Raw genomic sequence first — 25,399 nt, forward strand, 5'->3', positions numbered from 1 at the left:
ACCCGGGAAAACAGACACACAATTTGACCGACCCCAAAGTTCAGCCAAACCAACTTTCAACCCGACTTTAAGGCTCTACAACAACAAAAATCCCGGATAAAAAACACACAATTTGTCCTTTAACCCCGTTTTTGCTTTAACCACGCTTGCAAGCAAGCTTGCGCGCGGTTAAAGCAAAAACGCAGACCGTCGGCATTTCGCTCGGTCTGCGTCGTTGTGGCGGGTAAGGGATTCGAACCCCTGAAGCATTGCGCAGCTGATTTACAGTCAGTCCCCTTTGGCCACTCGGGAAACCCGCCTTGCCTTGGCTTGCACCAAGAACGCCAAACTAGATTACCAAAAAACGGGGCTGGTTCGCAAAGTGAGGTGAGCTTTGGCCCTCGGACGGAGTCATACGGGAAGTGGTCTCCGTAATTCCTAGCGATGTCTCCCCTTAGCATAGGGGGAAAGTCATCTCTGGGCCCCTCGGAAGTCACCTTGTAAAACCCCAAAATATAGGGAGATCCTCGCTGAAATCTAGGGAATGCCTAAACGCCTTGACTGACTGCAGGGAGTCCGGGGCATCTCCCGTGATGACCACACAGCTGCGTCCTGGGCGGCCACTTTGATCGTGATTCCTATCGACTAGAATTTACATAATCGCTGATCATGGCGATTTGGTTGTCGTCACGACCCCGAAAAATACTACCTAAGCGGCCGCCCAGGACGAGGCGACGGCTGTCAGGTCACTCTGACAACCTCAAAATCTCATCCGCCGGAATAACTGCGTATCTCTTGGTGTTGACAATTTGGGCAATGGGGGTAGCGTAGGCTTGCCAGTCCATTACAATGCCAGAGTACAAATATTTTAAAGATTGACGGTGACCATGACTTTTAACACGAAAAATGCAGGTAAAGAACCTGATGAAGAGCGATTTGTGACAGTCCCGGGAAGTGATAAAAAGTATCGCAAGTCCCTCATCTTGACAGTCGTTCTTGTGGGCCTCTCCCTGACCCTTCTCCAGGTCTCTACCGTCAATGTTTCCCTCGCGCTTCTTCCCAAATCAATCGGCGCTACTCCCCAAGAAGTGCAGTGGGTTATCTCCGGCTACGCGCTCGCCATCGGCCTGTCCCTAGTCCCGATGGGGCGCATTGGTGACCTGTTCGGGCGCTCTTTGATGTTCGTCATCGGTCTTTTCCTCTTCTCGGTGACCTCTCTGGCCTGTGCGGTCTCGAGCGATGGGGCAATGTTGGACTGGATGCGGGTTCTGCAAGGGATTGCCGCAGGTGTCTACAGCCCACAAGCCTCTGGTATTATCCAGCAATATTTCTCCGGTCAAGCCCGCGCTCGCGCCTACGCTTTGATGGGCCTCGTGGTCTCGGTAACGGTCGCCGCCGGCCCCTTGCTTGCCGGAATTCTCATCGCTGCCTTCGGTTCAGAACTGGGATGGCGTCTCGCTTTTTCAATGAACCTGCCTTTGGGACTTATCGGGATTATCTGTGCCGCGCTGTGGCTGCCGTTCAAGCGGGAGCGGATTTTTGCGCGTCGCGCCCGGAAAGAGGCCCTGGAACGCGAAATCGCCGCCGCCGCGAAAGTGGGACACAAACCGCCGAAACGCCAAAAAGTCGACCTGGATCCGCTCGGGATGATACTCCTCGGTGCCGCAGTTATCGGGATCATGCTCCCCTTCGTTACGACCGGTACCCCCTGGCGCTACCTGCTTATTCCTGCGGCTTTGGTCGCGCTCGCAGTCTGGGTGCATTGGGAGAAGTTCTATAAGTCACGCGGCCACTACCCGATGGTTGATTTGGGTTTGTTCAAACTCCCGTCTTTCTCCTATTCAACTGCCATCGGGGCGATTCAGTTCCTCGGCACGACCTCGGTTTGGGCAGTGAATGCGATTTACCTGCAAAATGGCTTCGCGCAATCTGCGCTTATAGCCGGTCTTGTCGGACTCCCTGGGGCGATTATTTCCGGTATCGCTTCGATTGCGGTGGCGCGACACACCATCAAACACGGCGCCGCGATTCAAGTCTGGTCTCTCGTCATCATGATTGTTGGTGTCATCGCGACTGCCGGTCTTGCCTGGATTTATGCCTGGCACGGCAACGTGTGGTTTTTGGCAATCGGGCTTGCCATATTCGGCATCGGCACCGGTGCTATGGGGTCGTCCAACCAGACCCAATCCATGCTCGATGTGCCCCCGTCCCAGGGCGGGATTGCCGGCGGGATTCAACAAACGGGCCAGCGGATTTTCACCGCCATCGGTTCCGCCGTTTTGACCGGCATCTTCTTTGGAGCCACGCTGGGCTTAGAGGCGACCGCGCCGGGGGAGGATCTGGCGCTGGCTGGGAGGTGGACAACCGGATATTCGCTTGCATTCGCGGGTTCGACCGCTTTCCTGGCGGTCGCCTTGGTTGTCGCAATTGTTTACTGGATTCACGTCCGGCGTAAGGCGTGGCGAAATTAGCTTGAGACGGCTTCGCCGGGGGTCAGACCCTTTGGCTTCGTTCGCGTTGCTCACTTCGCCAAGAGGTCTGACCCGCCGGCGATGCCGATGGCTCCGCTAAGTTAGGATTGAACTCATGAGTAAGGCCGACCCTGGGATTTGGCATGACCAGCGACGGATGCTGCCACCGCTGACTGTCGGGCTCATGATTGGCGGCTTCTATGTCACCGCTGCGGGTTCGCTGATAGCGACTCTCTCCCGAGATCTCCGTGTTTCTCCCGCAAGTCTCGCATTTCTCGGCTCCGCCTTCGGCGTGGGAATGCTTGTTTCCGGACTCGCCGCGCCGTTCTTTCTGCGCTACGGGCCGGTGTGGAATCTGCGTTTCGCCCCACTTCTTGCCGCTATCGGGACTTTGCTCACCCTGTGGAGCCCGAATGCTGCCGTCGCCATCACCGGCGTTACTCTGGCTTGCTTTGGGGCAACCCTGGTAACTTCAGCAGTCGCTGGGACCTTTACCGGGGTGGAAGGTGGGAAATATCTAGCCCTGGTAAACGGCGTTTCTTCCGCGGTCTCGATTCTTACGACCATCTTGATAGCGCTGGTAGAGCGGCTTTTTCCGGGCTTCGGACGCTTCGCGGTGCTCTTCGCCTTCATCGCGATTATTCCGACCTTTATTCTCGCTTGGCGACTTCCCGCCGTGCCTTTTGCAACGTTCATCAAACCCCTGAAAGCGGTTGAAGAGTCACCCGCCGAAGTGACGAGAAAAGCCCCGAAATCCCTCCTGGCCTGGCAGATCGTGCGTCTGATCCTGGTGGCGGGAGTGGAGTTCGCGATGTACGCCTGGGCGGTGACACGCCTCCAACAAGTTGGACTCGACCTTGCCGCAGCCTCGGCTTTCGCTACCGCTTTCGCCGTCGGGATGGCGCTCGGGCGTATTTTCGGTGCGCGGTTTACCGCCCTACGTCCGGCCTGGTACGTGTTCCTCGCGCTAGGCGCCCTCGGAACCGCTCTGACCGCCTACAGTCCGCTCACCTGGAGCGTTACTGGCGGACTGGTTTTGGCGGGTCTGGGAGTCAGTTGTCTTTACCCGATTGGGGCCTCGGAGTTCTCGGGGCTTCCCGGCGTGAAAGCGCACAATGCTGCTGGGGTCATCAGTATCCTGTCGGGCACTGGCGCCCTGGTGACGCCGTTGCTCTTGGGGATTTTATTAAACGCTATTGGGCTCCAGATGAGTTTCGCGGTTTTGTTGGTTTTTTATGCGGCGCTGCTCGTTATCCCGCGGCCGCGCGGGTGAGGGGTGTGACTGCGCCGGCTAGGCCTGACTCAAATTGGCGAAACGGCGGGGAAAGTTTTAGAATATTCTTTCGTGCGCCTTGCGGCGCGCGAAAGTTGCCCGAGGGGAGCGAAACGCGGGCTAGCCGAGCTAGTTTGCGGGGCGCGTATCAAAGGGCAACGCCCGGAAGGAATGACCTTCCGGATTGACAATGACCATTGAAAAGGACCCAAAAAATGGCACCTAAGAAAAAAGTTATTGGCTTGATTAAACTTCAGATTCAAGCCGGTTCCGCCAACCCGGCTCCGCCGATTGGCCCCGCGCTGTCTCAGCACGGCGTGAACATCATGGATTTCTGTAAGGAATACAACGCCCAGACCGAATCCATGCGCGGCTCCATCGTTCCGGTGGAAATCACCGTTTACGAAGACCACAGCTTCACCTTCGTCCTGAAGACCTCTCCGGCCTCCGAGATGATTCGCAAGGCTGCCGGCATCCAAAAGGGATCCGGCACTCCGAACACCGTCAAGGTCGCGAACCTCACCTGGGACCAGGTCGAGAAGATCGCCGAGGAAAAGATGAAGGACCTGAACGCCAACGATATCGAGGCGGCGAAGAAGATTATCGCTGGCACCGCTCGTTCTATGGGCGTGACGGTCGGCTAGGGGAAGGAACTGAAATGAAACACGCTAAGAAATACGTTGAAGCAGCGAAGAAGATTCTTCCCGATACTCTCTACCCGATTAACGACGCTTTCAAGCTCGTGCGTGAGACCTCCACGACAAAGTTCGATGCCACCGTCGAAGCGGCGCTGCGCTTGAACGTGGATCCCCGCAAGGCTGACCAGCTCGTTCGCGGAACCGTGAACCTCCCGAACGGTACCGGTAAGACTGCTCGCGTTTTGGTTTTCGCAGTTGGTGAAAAGGCAGCCGACGCCGAGGCAGCCGGCGCTGACGAGGTCGGCGGCGACGAACTCATCGAAAAGGTCTCCAAGGGCTACACCGACTTTGACGTGGCGGTGGCCACCCCGGATTTGATGGGTAAAGTCGGGCGCCTCGGTAAAATCCTCGGCCCTCGCGGTCTTATGCCGAACCCCAAGACAGGCACCGTGACGATGGACGTAGCGAAAGCCGTCAAGGACATCAAGGGTGGCCGTATTGAATTTCGCGTTGACAAGCATGCGAACCTCCAGTTCGTGGTAGGCAAGGTCTCTTTCACTCCCGAGCAGCTCGCGGAAAACTACCGCGCGGTTCTCGATGAGGTGCTGCGTCTGAAGCCGACGACCGTAAAGGGACGCTACCTGAAGAAGGCCTCTATATCGACCACGATGGGACCCTCAATTCCGCTGGTTCTCGCGGAAAAGGAAGCCTAGGGCCTCTTAGGTTTTTGGTTGGCGACTCGGTTTTCCGGGTCGCCAACCTTTTTAAGTTTCGGGAAAGATAGAGCAGTCGGTCGTGCCTTTCGCTGGCATGGGCAACCACAGGGGGCGCGCCGATAACCTCACCCCTCGCGCTACAAGGTAGCATACGGAAAACTGAAGTGCCCTGACCAGCGGGTTTAAAAAGCGCCTTCCAAAAATGCGTGCTACTGTGGTTATTCACGCACTAGCTGTCGAGATTCGGGCCGGCACTTCGTCAGGATTGTCAAAGTTGAAAACTTTAAGGACGCACAGAGACTAGGATGGCACTATGACCTTTCCTGTGACTTTTCCCGCGAAAATCCTCATCCTCGGCTCCGGCGAACTCGGCAAAGAGCTCACGATTTCCTTGCAACGCTTGGGATGTCATGTGATTGCCTGCGACTCCTATGCGGGAGCGCCGGCAATGCAGGTCGCCACGGAAAGCAGGGTTCTCGATATGACCGATTCTGCCGGTCTGGAAAGGCTTATCGCGGAGACTGCCCCTGACCTCGTGGTTCCGGAGGTTGAGAAGCTCGCTGTCGCGGCTCTTGTGGCAGCAGCCGACCGTGGAACTCGGGTCATTCCTTCGGCTCGGGTTGTGGAACTGACGTTCGACCGGCAGGGAATCCGGACGCTCGCTGCCGAGCACGCCAAGGTGCCGACCTCGCGCTATGCCTTTGCTGACTCCCTGGAATCCTTGCGGGCAGCCGCCTCGGAGGTAGGCTTCCCCTGCTTTGTCAAGCCCACTATGTCGTCCTCCGGACACGGCCAATCTCGGGTCGCGGACGCTTCCGAACTCGAAGCGGCCTGGAATGAAGCCCAAGCGGGAGCGCGGGCGGAAACCGGACGGGTTATTGTGGAAGAACAAATCGATTTCGACTTTGAGATCACCTTGCTGACCGTGCGGCACTTAGATACGACTGGAACTGTCGAGACGAGTTTCTGCGCCCCGATTGGACACCGACAGGTCAGTGGGGACTACGTGGAATCCTGGCAGCCCCAACAGATGACTCCAGAACTCCTAGCCAAGGCTCAAGCTACCTCGAAGGCTGTATTGGATGCGCTGGCGCAGGAGACTATGCGCGCCGCGGGGGGATGTGGCTCAGGCATGGAAAGCTCCGCGGGTTCTGCAAACGCCGATGCCACTAACCCGATGCTCGGGATTTTTGGGGTGGAAATGTTCATCAAGGGCGACGAGGTTTATTTCTCCGAACTTTCCCCGCGCCCGCATGATACCGGTATGGTTACAATGATTACCCAGCCGCAAAGCGAATTTGACCTTCACGCGCGGGCGATTCTGGGCCTGCCACTGGATACCTCGATGTACCCACACGTGCCTGCCGGCGCCTCTACGCCATTGAAGTCCCCAGTTGAATCGGAAGATCCGCGCTATTCCAACGTTGATGCGGCTCTCTCGGTGGGGTCGGACGTCCAGGTGCGGATCTTCGGGAAGCCTGTGGCTCACGTGGGGAGGCGGATGGCGGTGGCGCTGGCAACCGGTGCTGACACGAATTCGGCGCGAGCACGCGGGAAGGCCGCCATCGAGAAGCTTCAGATTAGCTAAAACCGCGGATCGCATTTTCCTGAATTCCGAGATACCGTACCCGAATAACCTCAGGATGTACCCGGAAAACCCAATCCAGCCCGGAATCGGGCTTACGAACTGGCTCGAATTTCGATTTTGCGAGGTGAGAGGCAGTCGCTGGCGGTAAGTTCTTTCCGAGGTGGGTATTCAGGTACAGGCTTGGGTTATTCGGGTACGCGTCAATTAACCGTCATTAAAAGGTGACCCCCGCTTCAAGGCGGGGGCACTTTGCTAGCAGGCAACCTACTTGGTTGCTGCTACTGTTTCTGGTTTCTTGCCTTTCACCAAGAAAGGCACCGCCACTAGCAGGATTCCGATTACGATGAGACCGATACCGGCAGCCTTTGCTACGGTTCCAAGCAATCCCCAGCCGTATGCGGACAAGAGTGTCCCGCGAATCATGTTGCCTTGGAAGAAAGTGTTGTTCTTCAGATTATTCAGGGCATTGATTTGCTTGATATCCTCGGCATAAGCCGGATCCTCGGCCTTAGCCTTGAGAACTCCCGGAAGCTGGGCGCGACGGTTTTCGTCCTTCAGAGTTGAATCCTCGGCCTTAGCCTTTTCCCACACCTTATCCTCAAATTGGGCGGTGTATTCGCCGATGCCGTTGAAAGTCGCCATGTCGTCGGGAACTCCGGCACGCTTGGCTGAGCCGGCCATGTGGACAGCCATATAGTTATCGGCGAAAGCCTTTGCCTGGTCGCCATTGGAGAGCTTTTGTCCGTAGTACGGAGCCAGAGCAGCTTTATCTGCGGCGGAGTACTGGTCAGAATTTTCGATTTCTTCCTGTGAGGGCATGATGATTCCCTGAGCCTCGAGTTGAGAAGAAACGAAGTTGTGATCAAAGGTGCCTCCGCCGTAGGCTCCAATGCCCAAAACGATAAGAACCACCCCGACAATGCGGGAAAGGGTTTTGTAGATTTTAGCTTCCATTGAAGCCTCCTTTGGGTGAAAGTCTCTAACCGAGAAATTATCTTGATGTCGAGATAATATGCCAGACTGGAACATTTGGAGTAATGAATCTCGGGTTTTACGTCATTGGCGAACTTGGGAATATAAATGAGATTCTTGAATTTCACATCCACAATCGCTACTCAAACTGGACGCGGCCCACCCCGGTTCGAACGCTACTGCGTAAAGCAAGAATTGGTCTCATCTGATTAGCAAGGTTGAAGCAGCTACCCTCTAGTTCAGAATTTGGTTAAAGTCCTCAATCGTGCTAATCTGGTCACGCCTAAGACCGCCGGTCCAAACGGATAATCTGTCAAAAGACGGAGCCTGCGCAGGAAACGATACGTGAATAAGCGACTGCGGACAACTCGAAGTTGTCGGTAGCGAGTCCACCGGGATAGCCCTTGTTGAACTCGAAAACATAAGTCGCCACGCCCCGGATTTCTGCGCCGGGGCTTTTCTTTTGCTCCTTGACTGTCCGAGAGAACCGGCTTGAAACGGAAGGAGGGCTCATGGCAAAGCCTGAGAAAGTTACAGAGGTGAAGTCTCTTGCGGATTCCGCAAAGGATGCTGCCGCTGTCATCTTGACCGAATACCGTGGTCTGACCGTAAAGCAGATGAAAGAGCTCCGGACGAACCTCGGCACAGACGTGCGTTACGCTGTGGCGAAGAACAAGCTCTCGAAGCTCGCAATGAAGGAAGCCGGTCTGGAAGGCCTCGACGAGATGCTCGTCGGTCCGACCGCGATCGCTTTTGTTGGCGCCGACGGAGATCCGGTGGCGGCCGCGAAGGAGCTTTCTAAGTTTGCCAAAGACAATCCGGCTCTCGTCCTCAAGGGCGGCATGATGGACGGAAACGTCCTCGACGTCGATGAGGTCAAGAAGCTGGCTTCTTTGGAATCTCGCGAGGTTTTGCTGGCGAAGTCCGCTGGCGTCCTCAAGGCGCTCATGTACCGTACGGCGGCTCTCTTGGTGGCTCCGGCTTCCAAGACCGTCCGGACTGTCGATGCGCTGCGTGAAAAGCAGGAAAAGGCTGCCTAGTCTGCGATTACTGACCACTGATTCAACAAAATCGCGCCGAAAAGGAAGGCGCAAAGGAAAACCGAAAGGATGCCGAAAATGGCGAAACTGACTGTGGATGAACTGCTCGATCAGTTCAAGGAAATGACCCTGATTGAAATCTCTGACTTCGTGAAGAAGTTCGAGGAAACCTTCGATGTGACCGCGGCTGCTCCGGCGGCTGTGGCCGTGGCGGCTGCTCCGGCGGCTGGCGACGAAGGTGGCGCTGCTGAAGAGAAGACCGAATTCGATGTCGTGCTCGAAAACCCGGGCGCCGGCAAGGTTCCGGTCATCAAGGTTGTCAAGGCCTTGACCGGCCTGGGCTTGAAGGAAGCCAAGGATCTCGTTGACAACGCCCCGAAGACCATTCTCGAGGGTGTCAAGAAGGAAGACGCTGATAAGGCCAAGGCTGACCTCGAAGAGGCTGGCGCTGAAGTGACCTTGAAGTAGTTTCTGGCTGCAATAATAAGGTGGGCTCGGGAGAAATCCCGAGCCTACCTTTTGCTGACCTCTTTTTTTACTTTCTCAAGCCTGTTCCGGAACCCCAGTTCTTGGGATTGTCGGAATTCGTGGTGAGAATTTCGACACGAGAGCACCTGGAGGCGCCTTGGTGTCGAAATCTTCACCAGTTATTCCGGGATATCCCACTTATCACACTTCCAGATCGGTTTTTGAGGTGCGATCCGGAATGCCACTCGGGGTTAGGGAGTGCGGCAAATTCTCCAAAGAAACCGGTCTGACCAGGTCGATTACTACGCCAATCGCAAAAGCGACCACTGCGGGAACAGTCCAGCCCATCTGGAGGCTCCCTAGAGGTAGCACGTGTAGCACGTCCTGGAGCGCTTGTTGCCACGGACTGACGGACTCCCAAGACGGCAGCGAAAACACCGAAATCGCCTCGAAAATCCCGATAATTCCCGCCACCCAAGCGGGGAGGCGATAGCCCCAGAAGAACTGCGGCCTCACGGCGTAATCGACCAAGGTCACAATAATCAAGCAGATCGCGGGCGGATAGGTGGCGAGCCCAATGGTGACCACTACCGCCAGGATATTATCGAGCCCAAGGTTGGCGACAATCAGCGTCACCACAATGTGCACCGCCATGATAATCCGCCCGTCTACGCGCGGAAACAAATCCCCGAAATACTGGGTCGAGGCGCTCAAGAGCCCGACTGCGGTTGTCAAACAAGCCAGGAAAACAATCAAGGAAAAGAGGACCTTCCCGAAAGGCCCGAAAATCAAGTCCGCAGCGTAGGCCAATCCGGCCGCGGGATTCGCGAAAACCTGGTCGGCAACGCGGGTTCCTACGAACGCCAGTCCGGTGTAGACAATGGCCAACAAGGCTCCTGCCAAGCCGGCAGTGAAAGCGGTGGCGCGAAAAACCGAGCGTTTTTCGTTGTAGCCGTGGGCATGGAGCTGGGTGATGATGACGACCCCGAAAACCAGGGAGGCCAGCGCGTCCATCGTCCCGTAACCGGTTTTGAGTCCGGTGGTAAACGGCGCCGAGGCATACCCTGGATCGAGGTTCAAGGTTTCCACGCTCGGCAACTTGAACATGGCAATCCCCATCATGACCAGCAGTAACACCAGCAAGGCCGGAGTGAGATAGGAACCGATGCGGTCAATCACACGGTCGGGGCGCAACATGAGGACAACGGCGATACCAAAGAAAACTACCGAGTAAATCGCGAGTCCGAGGGTGCTCGCTCCCGTGTCCTCGGCGGGGATGCCGAGAAGGGGCTTTACCGCCATCTCCCAAGACACCGTCCCGACCCGTGGCATAGCGTAGAGCATGCCGGTGAACAAGAAGATTGCCACGGTGAGCATCAACCCCGGCACCCGTCCGATGCGGTCAGCAATGCGCCCGACCCCGTGGGAGTCCGTTGATGAAGCCAACATCCCCGAAACCGGAAGTAACACTCCGGTGAGAAGAATCCCGATGACCGCGGGGATGACGTTCGCTCCGCTCAGAACCCCGACTTGGAAAGGGAAAATGAGGTTGCCGGCGCCGAAAAACATGGCGAAGAGGGCGAATCCGCTGATGAGTAGGTACGTGTCGAAGCCTTTTCGGCTGGTCATAGGTTGGTGCCTTTCTTGGGGCGACAGTTATGTCACTGTGAACTTGGGTCTGTGCGGATTTTCCGCAAATCGACCCCAGTTAGCCTAGCACTCTTGGATATTTATGCCGAATCCGCGGTGGCGGTTTCGGGCTCGTCTCGTCGAGGAGGGCGGTGTAGGGTCAACAAGGTGTCAACCGACAATACAACGAGAGCCAGGACAATGATGCCGGTCGTAATCCAGCGCTCGGGAGCCATTGCCTCGTGGAAAACCCACACCCCAATAGCGAACTGGCCGACTGGGGAGATGTATTGCAACAGGCCGAGCGCATAGAGGGGCAGCGAGCGGGCGGCGCGGGCAAAAAGCAGTAGCGGCACTACGGTGATGGCGCCGGCACCAATGAGCAAAGCCAGGTGCCCCCACCAGGGAAAACCCGTACCGGCCGCGGGGTCGGCGGCAAGCTTTTGGAAGGAAGTCGCACCGGTCGCGACGAGGTAAATGTAGTAAGCGAGCAGGAACGGCGCGGTGGTCGCAGTTTCGACCACCATCCCCGCAAGTGGCTTGACCTGGGACGCTACGGATTTTTTCACGAGCGAATAGAGCCCAAAACTGAAAGCGAGCGCGAGGGAAATCCACGGCACATATCCGAGAGTAAACATCATGTAGAGGACTGCGACTGCACCGAGGGTCACAGCGACGACCTGGAGCGCGCTAAGCCTTTCGCGGAGAAAGACAACCCCGAGGGCGACTGTCAGCAAGGGGTTAGTAAAGTATCCCAGCGCCGCGTCGACAACGTGCCCGTTCATCACGGCATAAACGTAGGTGGTCCAATTGACGATAATCAGGACGCCCGCGAGCATGAGCCTCCACATGGCGCGCCGGTTTCGCCACAGGGCACGTAACTCGCCAATCTCGCGGCGGGCAGTGAGGATAAGCGCGCAAATCACCAGTCCCCAGACACAGCGATGCACTATCACTTCGAGAGAACCCGCCGGTTCGAGCCATACGAAATACAGTGGGAATACTGCCCAGAGGAGGTAGGTGATTGCTCCGAGAGCCCAACCGGTTGCGGGGGAATCCTGTCCGGCCCTTGGATCCTCCGAGGAAGAACCAGTCGCGGCTTTCTGGCGAGGGGATCTGGTGAGGTTCACACTGGGGGTAATCGCGCCAATCTGGGGTTTCGCGCCTGCGGAGCTGTCGGTTCTTTGCACCTCGCAAGTCTAGCGCACAATCTGGTGTTGGCCTGTGTGCGCACGAATAACTACATCCCTTACCCGAACAACCACACTAAACCTAAGGAGCAGGTAAAGCCCTTTGCATTAAAATCTTTCAATCCAGGTGAGCGACTTTCTTAGGTAAAGAGATATGTAAATAAATTTCAAAGCCTGTATTGGTTGTGGTTATTCGGGTACACCGTGTGGTTATTCAGGTACACCTCGCAGTGATTCTGTGTCTCGTCTCCGCCGACGCGGAGACGAGACACCGCTTCTCAACTCAGAGAAGAGACTCCGCCGTAGTTAAGGCTAAATCTGGGGCCTAGATTCTTGCCTCGATATAGTCAACACCTACGCGCCGGAGGCGCTCGGAGGTGAGGTCGGCGATGGTTTCGAGGCCGAGCTCGTGGGCGCGGGCGGTGCGGGGGTCACTGGGGTCAGCAAAGGGCTCTTCGAGTTGGACGAGGATGAACGGGCGCCCCGTCTCGGCCGCGGCCACCCCGAAAGATCCTGAGCCGGCGAAGAAATCCATCACCAGGTCACCAGGTTCGGTTGCCACTTTGAGGAGAACTTTCAAAAGATCCACCGGCTTCGGGGTCTCGAAAATCCCCCCCAGGCCGAGCCTTTCGAGCTCACGTAAACCCGTGACTGTCGAAGGCCCCATAATGAGGTCTTTCAGGGTCGTCGTGTCGAAGTCGCGAATCTTCGTGCGAATCGTGAGCTTGCGCGATGGCCCGCGACCCGTGACCTCGAACTCCAGGTCCTCGCGGTCGGCCAAGACCTTCCCCCGCGACCAGCGCCAGGCGTGCCACTTCACCCCGGGCTTGGCATTCGGATGGGGGAGTGCTGTCACCCAGCCCGAACTTGCTGGTCCCGGGGCGGGTTCGTCGACGTCGGTTACCGCCAGCTCGCCGGTCTTTACGCAGTAATGGATGGCATAAACCATTGACGGTGCCGTGACTTCGTTGAATTTCGAGTTCGTGTTGTAGAGCTCGTTTTTCGTGACGTATTCCCCGCGCGCGTCGCGTTTGACCTCACGCTTGGGGAGGCGGTAGACCTCTGGCATGAGCCGAGTTAGCTCCGCGACCGACCCGCGCAGTTTGCCGACCTGCCGCGCGTCGCGGGCGTAGGTCAGGATATATTCGTGGGTTCCGGCGGGGCCGAAGCCGAGTTGGCGTCCTTTCAGGTTCGAGACCCAGATGAAATTTGCGACAAAGTTTTCCGCGCCAAAGACCTCGTCGCAGAGTCCCTTCAACTCGAAGAGCTCGTTGATGTCTATCGAGATATAAATCAGCCCGTCTTCACGCAACACCTCGCGAGCCAGCCCCAACCGCGGGCGCATCATCCCCGCCCAATCCCCGCGTCGGTCGGCGTAGGCGAAGGTATTGCCGGTGTTATAAGGGGGATCGATGTAGATCATCTTTACCTTCCGAGATGACCCTTGCTGAATCCCCGCAGCCACCGCCCGCAGCCCGTCCAAAGCGTCCCCGCGCAAAAGATAGTTGGCACCTTCCTCAAACTTCACCTAAAAATCCTATCGACCCTTCCGCGCCCCGTCGCGCAAAATCGCCGAGAACCTGCTAAGTCTTAGAACCGCCGTTTGGGGCGGGAAACCGAGATGATGGCGCCTTGGGGAATGACACGGTTCGGATCCAGGGAGGCCGGCACGGTCGCGACGAAAACCTGGAAGGTCGGAGGGCGGCGCACGGTCAACTCCAGTTTCCCTCCATCAGCCTCGATGAGCTGTTTGGCAAGCGCCAACCCGATTCCAGTCGAGCCGTGACCCGAGACGCCCTTCTTGAAAATATCGGGAGCAATCTCATCGTCCACGCCCTCTCCTTCATCGCTGACCTCGAAGAACATCCCCTTCTTATTACCGGCCATTTTCGCGCGCACTGTCGTCGTCCCCGCGCCGTATTTGAGTGAATTCTCCAAGAGGGTGGCGATAACTTGCCCGAGCGATCCCGGGGTCGCGAGAGCCGGACGATCGGTTTCGTTGCGGAAAACCAGGGGGCGGTCGGCGACTTTGAACGGTCCTTCCCATTCGCTTTGTTGGTGGACCAAGAACTCATCAACGTTGATAGCCTGGGTGGTTCCGCCGCCAGCGTGTTGGGAGTTTCGCTTCAAATCCTCGACCACGCCGGCGAGTCGCTCAATCTGGTTCAAAGCCTCACCGGCCTCGTTGCGGACCTCGTCCTCGCTCGAGATCATCTGGATTTCCTCCACCCGCATCGACAGCGCGGTCAAGGGGGTGCGCAATTGGTGAGAGACATCGGAGGCGAACTGTCGCTCGGCCGCGAGCCTCCCCGCGAGGTTTTCCGAGGCGCGCACGAGCTCGTCTTGGACCAAGTCGATTTCTTCGATTCCGGAGGGGTTCACGCGCGGGCGCACCCCACCCGATCCGAGCTGTTGGGCTTGGGCGGATAGATAAATGAGTGGGGCGGAAATCCGGCGCGAAGAGCGGAAGGCAATAAATGCCCCGACCAGGACAGCGGCGGCGACTCCGGTGAGGGCGACCATAATAAAGACTGCCGAGCGGTATTGCACCGAGTCGGAAGAGGCCAAGAGCCTGACTTTCGCGCCGGTGGCAGTCGGAACTTCGGAGATGATCCGCGCGTTTTCTGGGGCTTTCCCGTAGGCAAGAAGGCGTCCGTCACTCGTGGTCACCTCGATGCGCGAATCTGCTCCGCGCCCCGGCCAGAGCCATCCGGCCAAAGTCACATCGGTGACGTATTTTCCCGCGAGCGCGGTTCGGTCGTAGGCCAGCGCGTACTGCTTGGCGGATTGATCCACGTCGGTATGCGCGGCAGCCCACAACTGGTTTACTGCAAAAGCGCACAGCGGCACCCCCAGGAGCAGCACCGCGACGATGACGGCTCCGAGAGTGGAGAGGAGGATCTGTTTGCGCATGGTTTGGGTTCGGGTGCGTTAGGGGTGGGTAGGCGGGGGCAACAAGGGAATGCAACAAAGTGCACGGAGATTTTCGAGGCGTTCCGCTTTTGATGCTTTGGGAGCGGTTTGTGATTTGCGGGGCGGGCTCACAATTTGCGGAGAGGGAGTCCCTGGAATCTGGCGTGATGGCGAGCCTGTCCCGCCAGTCGCTGCCTCTTTGTCTCTTGGCCTCTTGGCCGCGCGAGCGGAGCCGAGAAGAGAGCCCCTTGACCGGCAATCCCTTGTTGAACCCTAAGCCGTTTCGAAGCGGAAACCCATCCCGCGCACGGTCGTGATGTAGTGCGGGGAATTGGCGTCGTCCTCGAGTTTGCGGCGCAGCCAGGACACGTGCATGTCGAGGGTCTTGGTCGAGCCGTTGGGGTCGGAGCCCCAGACCTCGCGCATGACCTGGTCGCGGCTCACGACCGAGCCGGCCTCGCGGACAAGCACGCGCAGGAGTTCAAATTCCTTGGCGGTGAGTTGGAGCTCGCGGTCGCCTTGGAAGGCGCGGTGGGCGGCTACCTCCAGGCGGACGTCCTGGGCTTTGAGCTCCTCTTCTTCGTTGATTTCCCCGCCGGCGCGACGCAGCAGCGCACGGACGCGGGCGAGGAGCTCGCCCAGGCGGAAGGGCTTGGTGACATAGTCATCCGCGCCGGAGTCCAGGCCCACCACCATGTCGACCTCGCCGGTGCGGGCGGTCAAAATGAGAATCGGGATGGTGATACCCTGGGCGCGAATTGTGCGCGCCACATCGAGCCCGTCCATGTCGGGGAGCCCGAGATCCAGAATCACCATGTCGCAGTCGCTGACCTGCTGTAAGGCGCCGCCGCCGGTGGTCTGGGCGCTGACTTCATAGCCTTCGCGACCGAGTGCGCGGGCGAGCGGCTCTGCGATTGCAGGGTCGTCCTCAACTAAAAGAACTTTCGTCATCCTGGCTCCTTTATTTGTGTCTTGGCAGGTTATCCTCGTTTTTATAGGGGAAAACCCGGGTGGGTTGGTAAAATCTTCAGTATTCTTCTAATAAAACTTTACCCTTTTTTGACTCGGGATGCATATTCTTTCGTGGCGGGAAGATTGTCCCAGTGGCTTAGGGTATAACCGTGAGTGAAAAGTATTCCCTGATTCTGGCCTCGGCTTCATCCGCGCGTCTGGCGACCTTGCAGCGTGCTCGATTGACGCCGACAGCTCGTCCGGCAGATATTGACGAGGACGCCTTGTTGGTGCGGTTGCGGGAGGAGGGAGCCTGTCCCGCTCAGCAGGTGCTGGGATTGGCGCAGGCCAAGGCTCGAAAAATTGCGCGGGAGGCAGCGGGGGAGTCTTCTCTTCCTACCCTTATCATCGGGTGCGATTCGATGTTGGAGTTTCACGGCGAGGTTCTCGGCAAGCCTCATTCTCCCGAGGTGGCGTTGGAGCGGGTCAAGGCACTGTCCGGGGAGTCTGGAGTGCTTCATACGGGACATTGGATGATTTTGTTGGTAAGTGAGTTTTTTACCACGAGTTCAATAATCACGGATTTCGCGGCCTTGAAATCCGCCAGCGGGGCAAACGGACTCGGGAAAGCCGAATCGGCGGGGATTTCCGAAACCGAGCCGTCCGGTGATGTCGGCCAGGAGTCGGCTGGGCTTCGGGAGGTAGGAGCGACGGAGTCCACGACAGTGCACTTTGCTGACTTTACTGAGGCGGAGGCGGCGGCCTACGTCGCGACCGGTGAGCCCCTGGAGGTAGCAGGTTCTTTCACGATTGACGGCTACGGCGGGGCTTTCATCAAGGGAATCGAGGGAGATCCGCACAATGTTGTGGGAATCTCGCTGCCTCTACTGCGGAGTCTCGCTTCCGATCTTGGCGTTTTCTGGCCCGATTTGTGGACGAATTCATAGCGTTACCGCGCCTTTCACGTAAGTTGCCTTTTTTGGTATCGACCTGCTTTTCGACTTGACCATTCCGTATTAGTGTATTATATTAGTAATACACTAATACAAAGTCTTGGGTTCGCGCTCAAAACTCAGCAAAGAAAGGAGCCAGCGTGGATTTCGATGCGGGAGTACCTATATGGTCGCAGCTCCTAGACCGCTTCCAACGCCGGATTGTATCCGGAGATTGGACTCCAGGATCGCAGGTTCCCACTGTCCGCGACCTTGCCGCAGACTTTGGAGTGAATCCCAATACAGTCCAGAAGGCACTTGCTGAACTTGAACGTACCGGACTCGCCGAAACACGCCGCGGACTAGGGAGGTTCGTCACTGCTGACCTCAGCGCAATAGGTCGAGTCGGTCGCGAACTAGCCAGTGAGACAACAAACAATTTCGTCTCCACCATGAAATCTCTGGGCCTCGGAAAGACCGAGACCGTCGAACTGGTAGAAAAAATTTGGGAACCCTGAACTCGGTAATCTTCAAACTCGCTAGCCCCTCCCTAATCCCCCTAACCACCCAAGAAAGGAAACGACCATGGGTCACGAAACCTACACCAAGCCCTTAGTGAAAGTAGACAGCCTCACCAAAACCTACGGCGGGGGACGATCCGTTCGCACCGCCCTAAACTCCCTCACTCTCGACCTGAAACCCGGGAAGATTATCGGTCTTCTGGGCGAAAACGGCTCCGGAAAAACTACCTTGCTGAAGATTCTCGCCGGGGTGCTGACCCCGAGCGCCGGAACCGCCACCATTGCTGGAGAGAAACCCAGTTTGAAAACGAAGTCCCTCACCTCGTTCCAGCCGGACGCTTCTGTGCTTCCGAACTCTATTAAAGGGGAGAACGCCATCAAGATGTATGCGGATTTTTTTCCGGACTTCGACGCCGCAAAGGCTCATGAGCTCCTCGAGTTCCTCGGCCTCGAGACCTCCTTGAAGACAAGTGAGATGTCCAAGGGGATGCGCGAAAAACTCCAGCTCGCCCTGGCGATGAGCCGCCATGCCAAACTCTATCTGCTGGATGAACCCATCTCCGGCGTCGATCCCGCCTCCCGCGAGGCATTGCTGCAAACCATCCTCAAGGGATGGAATCCGGAGGCAACCTTGCTGATCTCCACGCACTTGGTGACCGACATCGAAACCGTCCTTGACGAAGTGATTTATCTTCATCAAGGGCGGCTGTTCCGCCATGCCGAAGCCGACGAACTGCGCGAAGAATACGGCCTCAGCCTCGACCAAATCTTCAGAAAGGAATACTCTAATGTTCGCTAAAGTCTTGAAATATGAAGCCAAAGAAACCGGTTTGCTCACGCTGGTTCTCGCGATCGCTGGCGGATTAATTATTTTTCTCTCCGGCCTCGCGGTCTTGGCACCGGATGGCCCTCTGGCCGCAATCCGCGGACTGTCTCTCACCACCGGAGTCCTCATAGGGCTGGCTCTACCCTGTGGTCTCTTCTTTCCCGCTGCAGTCCGCTACTGGAGAACCATGTATGGCCAGCGCGGTTACTTCACCCAGACGCTGCCGGTCGGGAGCGGAGTTATTCTCGCGGCGAAAACCCTGTGGTTGATGCTGGTTACCGGCGTATCAATGGTTCTCTTCTTGGGCGCATTGCTCTGGATGACCACGGTGCAAACACAGACCGAGGAGTTGGCAATGAAAAAGGGAACCTGGACTATCCGGGAGGGAATTGACAAAGTCATAGGTTCGTTTCACGCGGCGTGGGCAGGTTTCCCGGACTTTGTGAAATGGGCGATGATCGCCATCCTGATTATGGGGATTATCGAGACCGTGGTCGGGATGTTATTTGCCTCCGCTTTATCCAACTGGTGGCCGTTCTCCGCGGAATCCCCCGGACTGGGTTTTACGCTGGCTGCGGTTGTCACCTACGCCATGACCCAGGTGTTTGGCGCGATTGTGCTGTTTGTCATACCTGGGTCGCTCTCGATCGTTTCGGTGGGCGAGGAGTCGAAACTGGAATTCGTCAAAGGCTTCTTCTGGCATAACCTCGTTGATAGTGCCGGGGTCAGCGGCAGTGAAAACTATATCCCACTCGGGACGCTGCTTCTGCCGCTGATGGCAATCGCGATGTACGTCTTCGCCCACTATTCTCTCACGAGGCGTCTCAACTTGCGTTGAAGTGGTGTTTTTTCAGCGGGTAGGGTCAAACTGGTAAAATAAACCAGTTTGACCCTACCCGCTGGTGAAAATCTCCTCTTGGCTGGCGTGTCCAATAGTCCTTACGCGTTCCCTCGCGAGCGACCCCGGCGCCTTTTGCGAACGACACCGCGGCCGCCCAGGGTATTAAGAAATCTACTTCCCCATAAGGAGGTCTGCGGCGGCGCGGGCTTTTTCGAGTACCGCCTCCGGATCCTCGCCGGAAACATTGACGTGCCCGAGTTTTCGCTTCGGGCGATTGCCTTTTCGATAAAGGTGGATTTTCGCCTCGGGGCAGTTCGCCATCACCGTCGCCACCGCGTCGGTGGGATCCTCCAGGTTGCTGCCAAGAACATTAGCCATTGCGGTGAAACGCGCAGTCGGGGTTGCCTCACCGAGAGGAAGGTCAAGCGTGGCCCGCAAATGCTGTTCGAACTGGGAAGTTACGCAGCCATCTTGGGTCCAATGTCCGGAGTTGTGGGGGCGCATGGCGAGTTCATTAATGAGCAAGCGGGCCTTACGGGGCTCCGCCATAGAGGTGGACTCGCCGTAACTCGTGGAATTTTGGCCCTTGTTGCCACTATTGGCAGTCATGGCCAAATTCGCACGAGTTACAGAAGAGACTGCCGCTATGCCCCCGTCTCCAGCAAGCGCCGGTGAATCGGGCTGGCCCTTGTTGAACCCCGCTTCACCTGCAGCCACGCCGCTTGAGAGACTGTCGTTTGCTAGACCGTTACCCGTGAGGCCACCGTTTGTGAGCCCGCCGCCCGCGCTCCCATTCTCGGCGGAAGCCTCCACCAGGAACATCTCAACGGCGAAAACGCCGGTCACATCGAGAGTCTCGCTAATAAGACGAGCCATCTCGCGAGCCTGCGTCGCGACCTCTGGCGCCAACCCCGGAGCCGGCGCCAGAACCGCAGCGCACTGCCCTTCCTCCTGCCAGGTTTGTACCGGCTGCCACACGCGAATCTCCCCGCTGGGCCGCCGCCCCGCCATCACCGCCAGCTCGCGAGTGAAAGGCACGCATTCTTCTACGAGGCAGGCTCGACCCTCCTCTAAACCGCCGCGCCACTGCAGAAATTCCTCCCAGGAATCAACCTTTGCCACCCCGCGCCCGTCATAGCCGCCGTGGGAAACCTTCGCAATCAGCGGCCAGCCGCAGCTCTCCCCAAGAGCCTGTACGCCCGCGTCGTCTCGGCCATCAGCCCAACGCGGCATCGGCAACCCCGCCTCCCCCAGACGCCGCCGCATCGCGAGCTTGTCTTTGGCGAATAGCAGCGCCTCGCGAGACGGGCGGGCCGGAATGCCGGCGGAAACGGCGGCGTCAAAGGCCTCGTCAGGGATGAGTTCGTGTTCAAAAGTCAGCGCTTGGGCTCCGTCCAGGAGTGCGCTCAAAGTCTCCGCATCGTCGGGTGAACCCACGATGACCTGATCTGATGGGAGAGCAAAAGCGGCAGAGTCCTCGGTCGAGTTCGCGAGAACCCGCAAGGTGAAGCCGAGTTCACCGGCGGCAGTGGCCATCATGCGGGCAAGTTGTCCCGCGCCAATACAGGCTACAACTGGGGTTTTATGCATTTTTATTCTTTCCGGACGCCAATCTGGCTTTGTCCACTATTCAAGATCTACTAAAACTTTGTCATCAGCGTGTTCTCTCGACGCGTCTCACCTATTGAAAACTTTCCGAGCGGTTAGTGTCCGGATTCTGCAAGGGTCATCGCGGATTGGAGCGCTTCACCCTTGTCGATGGCTACCTGGCGCAACAGTGCCTGGTATTCCGTCATTCGCGCCCGCATCCGCTCGGCCAGCTCAGAGTCTCCGGCTCCGAGGATCCGCGCCGCCAAGAGACCGGCGTTTTTGGCGTTCCCGATCGAAACCGTCGCGACCGGAACGCCGCCCGGCATCTGGACGATGGACAACAGCGAGTCCATTCCATCGAGATATTTCAAGGGCACGGGAACCCCAATAACCGGCAAAACCGTGGCGGCAGCAAGCATTCCCGGGAGGTGGGCTGCCCCACCCGCGCCGGCGATGATGACCCTGAGGCCGCGTTCTTCCGCGGAACGTCCGTATTCGAGCATGTCGATGGGCATTCGGTGGGCCGACACCACCCGAGCTTCATAGGGAATCTCAAAATCGCGGAGTACTTCCGCGGCAGCACTCATCGTTTTCCAATCAGAATCGGAACCCATCACCAATCCGACCAGCGGTTTTTCGTTTTCACCCATTGTTACCTCCTGACGTTTAGCTCTAGCTTACCCGCGCCAGTCTAAATCGGAGTACGCCTCGGCCTCGGGTCCAAACCCAGAAAAAAACTGACCGCACTGCCATTATTTTCACTGCGGTCGATATTCTCCTGGGTTTGGTCCGTCAATCCCGATTGATTCCGGATTCTCCCCGAATTGCCTTCCCGATTCAGCCCCGATTTGCTTTGATTTAGGCACAATTGAGCTATCCCAACAATCGCCAGCCAACCCAGGAAGCCCTTGATGAATCCCGAAAACAACGTCCCAGACACCCCGCCCCAGCCCGCCGCGGCCACCATGCCCTCCCTCGCGGCAAACTCCCTTGTCCCCGCCATTACCGCGCTGGACGAGGATAAAACCCGCTTCGTGTTTGAACTTCCGCAAAGCGACGACGAGATTATCGCCGAAATCGTGCGTCGAGCCGAGCTGATTCTCGGACCTCGAGCTCACGAGACTTTTCCGGTCGGAACTCATCTCACGGAGGAAGGTCAGCCGGTTCAACACGTGATTTTCGCGCTGTCCGGCAAGGTTGCCTTGGAACGTCAATCCGAGGCCGGAGAGATTCTCATGCACCACGCCTCCACCGGTCGAATCATCGGGCTGCTGGGGGCGGGAGACGAGAGCGCGGCGTTCTTCACCTCCATCGTCACCGAGGAAGTCACCGGAATTCGGGCCACTTTGTCGGAACTAAACCAGGTGATTTTTGCCGATTCCTACGTCTTACTCCTGGTGGCGGCCCTGTTCCTCCGGACTTTGGATCGGCGTTTGCGCCGCGCCGAGGCGCTGCACGTGGAGCAGGCCGAACTAGCTGACCAGCTCGCTTTGGAACGAACCAATCTTGCCAAGGCCTTGACGAAACTGCGGGAAACTCGCGAAGAAATGGCAGCCCAAGCGCGGTTTGCCTCCTTGGGGGAGTTGGCGGCGGGGGTTGCCCACGAACTGAACAATCCGGTGGCAGCGATTCGGCGCGGGGCGGACTATCTGGATGAGGACATCAAGGCGTTGATTGCGACCTGTCCGGATCGTGCTTGGCGGGAACTCGCCTTGCAGTCGCTGGGATCGGCGGAGAACGCATCAGTTCGCTCCACGAAAGAGGTGCGCGCGGCGAAGAAAGAGCTTGCGAAAATCATCAAAGACCCGAGCCTGGTGGAGCGCCTGGTAGTCGCCGGAGTCTTCGATACGGACATGGCGCGAGCGCTGCTGGCCTCCGGAAATACCCCTGACCTTGGGGCTTTGGAACAATCGGCGGCTATTGGGACGAATCTTCGCAATCTGCGGAACGCTTCGGGAAGAATCGTGGAACTCGTGGCCTCTTTGCGATCCTATGCGCGTCCGGACGGGGATCCGGTCGAAAACGTCAACGTCAACGACGGTTTGTCGGACACGCTTCGCCTGCTGTCCCACCGTCTCGACAAGGTCGAGGTCAGCGTGGAATACGGCGAGTTGCCGCCGATTTCCTGCCATCCCGGGCAACTTGACCAAGTCTGGACGAACTTGATAACGAACGCGGTGGAAGCCATGACCGATGCGGCTCCGCAAAGCGCCTCAACAAGGGAAGACGCCACCAACCAGCAAACCACCGTCGGCTCGCTGACGATTGAGACCAGCGCCCTCACGTCGGACTCGATCCGGCTCACTTTCCGCGATACTGGCCCGGGAATCGCCGCGGATGTGATCGACTACATTTTTGAACCCCATTTCACGACCAAAGGCGGCGAGGTTCGCTTCGGAATGGGGATTGGCCTCGGGGTTTGTCGCTCGATTGTTGAAAATCACGGCGGAACCATCCGGCTCGAAAATGTCGAAAATCCGACGGGAACGCTCGCGACAGTGGAGCTCCCGACCCACTATTTGTAAGACCGAGCCCCAAATCGTCCCGATTTTCGGGCTTGCTAGGGGATAATAGGAGAAACCAGCCAAAGGAGACTGTTATGAAACTCGCCATCCTAATTCTTGAAGACGAAGCCGAAGTTCGCGCGGCAATCTCCCGCGACCTGCTTGAATTTGCCGATAGCCTCAGGATTGAACCCGCCGAAGACGTGCCGGACGCTTGGGAAGTCGTGGATGAAATCACCACCGACGGGGACGTGCTCGCCCTCGCGCTTTGCGACCATCGTCTTCCCGGCACGACCGGTATCGAATTCATGGGGCAAATGATGCAAGACGAACGCACCGAGCTGACTCGAAAAGTCCTCGTCACCGGCCAAGCAGACCTTGCTGACACCATCCGTGCCGTCAACGAAGCGGGGCTGGATCAATATCTGGCCAAGCCGTGGAAACCGGAGGAACTCGTCGAAGTGGTTCGCGCCATGTTGACTGATTACGTCGAACTCGCGGGGATAGACCCGACGCCGTACTTGTCTGCTTTGGATCAACAACGGGCTCTCGAGATTGCCCGCAACTTTTCTCGGGCTGACTAGCCAAGCGGTTAGTCAACTAAGCAAACTGGAAGACCAAGAAACCAGCAAACTAGAAAATCGCGAGAAAACCGATTACCTACAGATTCGACATTTTCTAATACACGGATGACGTCAAGCGGATAAGGAGCGCCCCCATGAGTGAACAGGACTCTGCCAACGAGATGAACCCCCCGGATTCTCCCCCCGCAGCTAACTCCTCCGCTAGCGCCACTGCTAGCAACTCCGCGGCCGCGACCACCTCCGCGACCGCCCCTGCCTCCGTCGCCTCCGCGACAACCCAGCCGCAAACTCAGCCGCGCCCCAAACCGCATCGCCGCCCGATTCGGACTCTGAAGGCCAAACCGCCTAAAAACGCGACAAAGTCCCAACCCCTGTCCACAAAACAAATCGTGGGCTTGATTCTCGGGGCGATTGTTTTCCTTGTTCCCTTGATTGTGGACATCCCGAATCTCGGGGAGCCCGGGGAACGGATGCTCGCGATTTTCATGCTGGCCATCGTGTTTTGGGTGACCGAGCCGGTGCCGCTCACGGCGACGGCAGTGTTGGTGATTGGACTGGAGGTCTTGATGGTTTCCACCGGAGCCCTCGTCGATCCGACCGGAGGTGACCCCGCCCAAGAGGAATATGTCGCAAAATACTCCCAATATTTTGCCACGCTGGCGAATCCGGTCATTATCCTGTTCCTCGGTGGCTTCATGATTGCTGACGGCGCCGAGAAATATGGTCTGGACCACAACCTCGCTGCCGTCATGTTGAAGCCCTTTCCGGAGAAGGCTCGCTTGACAACCCTCGGCTTGATGCTCATCACCGCCTTGCTGTCCATGTTCATGTCCAACACCGCCACTACCGCCACCATGTTTACCGTGGTCATTCCGATTCTCGGGGCGCTCCCGAAGGGGAAGGCCCGCGCGGGCGTCGCCCTGTCTATCCCACTAGCCGCGAATGTGGGCGGTATCGGGACGCCGGTTGGCACCCCGCCTAACGCCATCGCGGTCGGAGCGCTGGCCGAAAAGGGTCTCCACGTCTCCTTTTTCCAGTGGATGGTGATGGCCGTGCCCTTCATGCTCGTGGTGTTGTTCCTCTCCTGGCTGTTCCTTTGCGCCTTGTTCATCCCCAAAGACGCCGTCATCCACATCGAGATGAACTCGAAGTGGGACACCTCCCGCAAGGCGATTTTGTTCTACATCGTCGCTGTTACGACCATTTTGCTCTGGATGACGGAGTCGATTCACGGCGTGTCTTCGAACATCGTCGGTTTCATTCCGGTGGTGGTTTTGCTGTGCCTCAAGGTGATGGACGGAGAAGACATCAAGAAGCTCGACTGGCCGGTCTTGTGGCTCGTCGCCGGGGGTATCGCCATGGGAGAGGGGATCGGCAACACGGGACTTGATGAGTTCCTCGTCGGATCAGTCCCCTGGGAGACCCTCAGCCCCGTCTTGATTGTGGCCTTGCTGGGTCTGGTCGGTTTCGCCATTGCCAACGTCATCTCCCACTCCGCCTCCGCAAACCTGCTGGTTCCGCTGGCGGTGGCGCTTGCCGTCTCCCTGGAAGGGGTCGATACCGTGACAGTCGCCTGTGCTGTCGCTATCGCTTGTTCGCTCGGGATGTCGATGCCGATTTCCACCCCGCCAAACGCCATCGCCTACGCGACCGGCGAGATCACGGTGAAACAGATGGTCATTCTCGGGCTCGTGGTCGGAACCGGCGCGACGGTGGTCTTGGTGTTTGCCCTCCCGCAGGTGTGGGCGCTGCTGGGGCTGGTTTAAGATAGTC

General features: G+C 57.8%; 22 protein-coding genes and 1 tRNA gene. 14 read left to right on the top strand and 9 right to left on the bottom strand.

The annotated features are described in order from the left end of the window. Positions 1–217: 217 nt before the first annotated feature. Positions 218–299: transfer RNA gene (locus FYJ63_RS02730), tRNA-Tyr, on the bottom strand. Positions 300–866: 567 nt separating this feature from the next. Between FYJ63_RS02730 and FYJ63_RS02735 the strand changes: the two genes are divergently transcribed. From FYJ63_RS02735 to purT, 5 genes are all read left to right on the top strand, one after another. After that, entirely contained in the window at positions 867–2,450 is a 1,584-nt protein-coding gene (locus tag FYJ63_RS02735; RefSeq protein ID WP_154543741.1) for an MFS transporter, read from the top strand. Positions 2,451–2,565: 115 nt separating this feature from the next. Then, positions 2,566–3,723: an MFS transporter gene (locus tag FYJ63_RS02740; protein ID WP_154543573.1), complete on the top strand. Its 1,158-nt coding sequence runs from the start codon at positions 2,566–2,568 to the stop codon at positions 3,721–3,723. Positions 3,724–3,938: 215 nt separating this feature from the next. Next, complete coding sequence (gene rplK, locus FYJ63_RS02745) at positions 3,939–4,367, top strand: 50S ribosomal protein L11 (RefSeq protein WP_154543575.1); 429 nt, start codon at positions 3,939–3,941, stop codon at positions 4,365–4,367. Positions 4,368–4,381: 14 nt separating this feature from the next. Next, a complete protein-coding gene (gene rplA, locus FYJ63_RS02750; RefSeq protein WP_154543577.1) occupies positions 4,382–5,074 on the top strand; it encodes a 50S ribosomal protein L1 in 693 nt (230 codons plus the stop codon). 316 nt (positions 5,075–5,390) lie between these two features. Continuing rightward, on the top strand, positions 5,391–6,665 hold the full coding sequence (purT, locus tag FYJ63_RS02755) for a formate-dependent phosphoribosylglycinamide formyltransferase (protein ID WP_154543579.1): 1,275 nt from the start codon (positions 5,391–5,393) through the stop codon (positions 6,663–6,665). A gap of 264 nt (positions 6,666–6,929) precedes the next feature. Here the strand turns inward: purT and FYJ63_RS02760 are convergent, their stop codons facing one another. After that, positions 6,930–7,619, bottom strand: coding sequence for a hypothetical protein (locus FYJ63_RS02760; protein ID WP_154543581.1), 690 nt, complete (start codon positions 7,617–7,619; stop codon positions 6,930–6,932). Positions 7,620–8,149: 530 nt separating this feature from the next. On the opposite strand from FYJ63_RS02760, the gene rplJ reads away from it, so the two are divergent. Beyond that, positions 8,150–8,677 carry a 50S ribosomal protein L10 gene (rplJ, locus tag FYJ63_RS02765; RefSeq protein WP_154543583.1) on the top strand — a complete coding sequence of 176 codons (528 nt, stop codon included), beginning with the start codon at positions 8,150–8,152 and terminating at the stop codon, positions 8,675–8,677. Between the two features lie 78 nt (positions 8,678–8,755). After that, the gene (gene rplL, locus FYJ63_RS02770; RefSeq protein WP_154543585.1) at positions 8,756–9,145 is read left to right on the top strand and encodes a 50S ribosomal protein L7/L12; all 390 of its coding nucleotides are present in this window, start codon (positions 8,756–8,758) and stop codon (positions 9,143–9,145) included. 201 nt (positions 9,146–9,346) lie between these two features. Here rplL and brnQ read toward each other — a convergent pair whose 3' ends face one another. The 5 genes from brnQ to FYJ63_RS02795 all read right to left on the bottom strand — a co-directional run bounded on the left by brnQ (position 9,347) and on the right by FYJ63_RS02795 (position 15,828). Continuing rightward, a complete protein-coding gene (gene brnQ, locus FYJ63_RS02775) occupies positions 9,347–10,774 on the bottom strand; it encodes a branched-chain amino acid transport system II carrier protein (RefSeq protein WP_154543587.1) in 1,428 nt (475 codons plus the stop codon). A gap of 101 nt (positions 10,775–10,875) precedes the next feature. Further along, positions 10,876–11,964, bottom strand: a complete 1,089-nt coding sequence (gene rarD / locus FYJ63_RS02780) for an EamA family transporter RarD (protein ID WP_338106797.1) — start codon at positions 11,962–11,964, stop codon at positions 10,876–10,878. Between the two features lie 325 nt (positions 11,965–12,289). Then, entirely contained in the window at positions 12,290–13,492 is a 1,203-nt protein-coding gene (locus FYJ63_RS02785) for a site-specific DNA-methyltransferase (RefSeq protein ID WP_338106798.1), read from the bottom strand. Positions 13,493–13,554: 62 nt separating this feature from the next. After that, complete coding sequence (locus tag FYJ63_RS02790; protein WP_154543589.1) at positions 13,555–14,877, bottom strand: HAMP domain-containing sensor histidine kinase; 1,323 nt, start codon at positions 14,875–14,877, stop codon at positions 13,555–13,557. Positions 14,878–15,150: 273 nt separating this feature from the next. Next, positions 15,151–15,828, bottom strand: coding sequence for a response regulator transcription factor (locus FYJ63_RS02795; protein WP_154543591.1), 678 nt, complete (start codon positions 15,826–15,828; stop codon positions 15,151–15,153). Positions 15,829–15,998: 170 nt separating this feature from the next. On the opposite strand from FYJ63_RS02795, the gene FYJ63_RS02800 reads away from it, so the two are divergent. From FYJ63_RS02800 to FYJ63_RS02815, 4 genes are all read left to right on the top strand, one after another. Then, positions 15,999–16,775 (top strand): Maf family protein, encoded by a 777-nt coding sequence (locus FYJ63_RS02800; protein ID WP_338106799.1) that lies wholly within the window; start codon positions 15,999–16,001, stop codon positions 16,773–16,775. A 146-nt stretch (positions 16,776–16,921) separates the two neighbouring features. Then, entirely contained in the window at positions 16,922–17,278 is a 357-nt protein-coding gene (locus tag FYJ63_RS02805) for a GntR family transcriptional regulator (protein WP_287847477.1), read from the top strand. A 67-nt stretch (positions 17,279–17,345) separates the two neighbouring features. Beyond that, positions 17,346–18,080 (top strand): ABC transporter ATP-binding protein, encoded by a 735-nt coding sequence (locus tag FYJ63_RS02810; RefSeq protein WP_154543593.1) that lies wholly within the window; start codon positions 17,346–17,348, stop codon positions 18,078–18,080. Beyond that, entirely contained in the window at positions 18,070–18,945 is an 876-nt protein-coding gene (locus tag FYJ63_RS02815) for a hypothetical protein (protein WP_154543595.1), read from the top strand. Before FYJ63_RS02810 ends, FYJ63_RS02815 begins: the two co-directional genes overlap by 11 nt. A gap of 174 nt (positions 18,946–19,119) precedes the next feature. Here FYJ63_RS02815 and FYJ63_RS11130 read toward each other — a convergent pair whose 3' ends face one another. Further along, positions 19,120–20,538: a 5-(carboxyamino)imidazole ribonucleotide synthase gene (locus FYJ63_RS11130; protein WP_229769901.1), complete on the bottom strand. Its 1,419-nt coding sequence runs from the start codon at positions 20,536–20,538 to the stop codon at positions 19,120–19,122. Positions 20,539–20,651: 113 nt separating this feature from the next. Next, positions 20,652–21,188 carry a 5-(carboxyamino)imidazole ribonucleotide mutase gene (gene purE / locus FYJ63_RS02830; RefSeq protein WP_154543597.1) on the bottom strand — a complete coding sequence of 179 codons (537 nt, stop codon included), beginning with the start codon at positions 21,186–21,188 and terminating at the stop codon, positions 20,652–20,654. Between the two features lie 261 nt (positions 21,189–21,449). Here purE and FYJ63_RS02835 point away from each other — a divergent pair, with 261 nt between their 5' ends. From FYJ63_RS02835 to FYJ63_RS02845, 3 genes are all read left to right on the top strand, one after another. Continuing rightward, complete coding sequence (locus FYJ63_RS02835; protein ID WP_229769902.1) at positions 21,450–23,063, top strand: sensor histidine kinase; 1,614 nt, start codon at positions 21,450–21,452, stop codon at positions 23,061–23,063. A 74-nt stretch (positions 23,064–23,137) separates the two neighbouring features. Continuing rightward, the gene (locus FYJ63_RS02840; protein WP_154543599.1) at positions 23,138–23,626 is read left to right on the top strand and encodes a response regulator; all 489 of its coding nucleotides are present in this window, start codon (positions 23,138–23,140) and stop codon (positions 23,624–23,626) included. A gap of 134 nt (positions 23,627–23,760) precedes the next feature. Continuing rightward, entirely contained in the window at positions 23,761–25,392 is a 1,632-nt protein-coding gene (locus FYJ63_RS02845) for an SLC13 family permease (protein WP_229769903.1), read from the top strand. Positions 25,393–25,399 lie beyond the last annotated feature (7 nt).

It is taken from the genome of Mobiluncus porci (genome assembly GCF_009695935.1).
Taxonomy (GTDB): Bacteria; Actinomycetota; Actinomycetes; order Actinomycetales; family Actinomycetaceae; genus Mobiluncus; species Mobiluncus porci.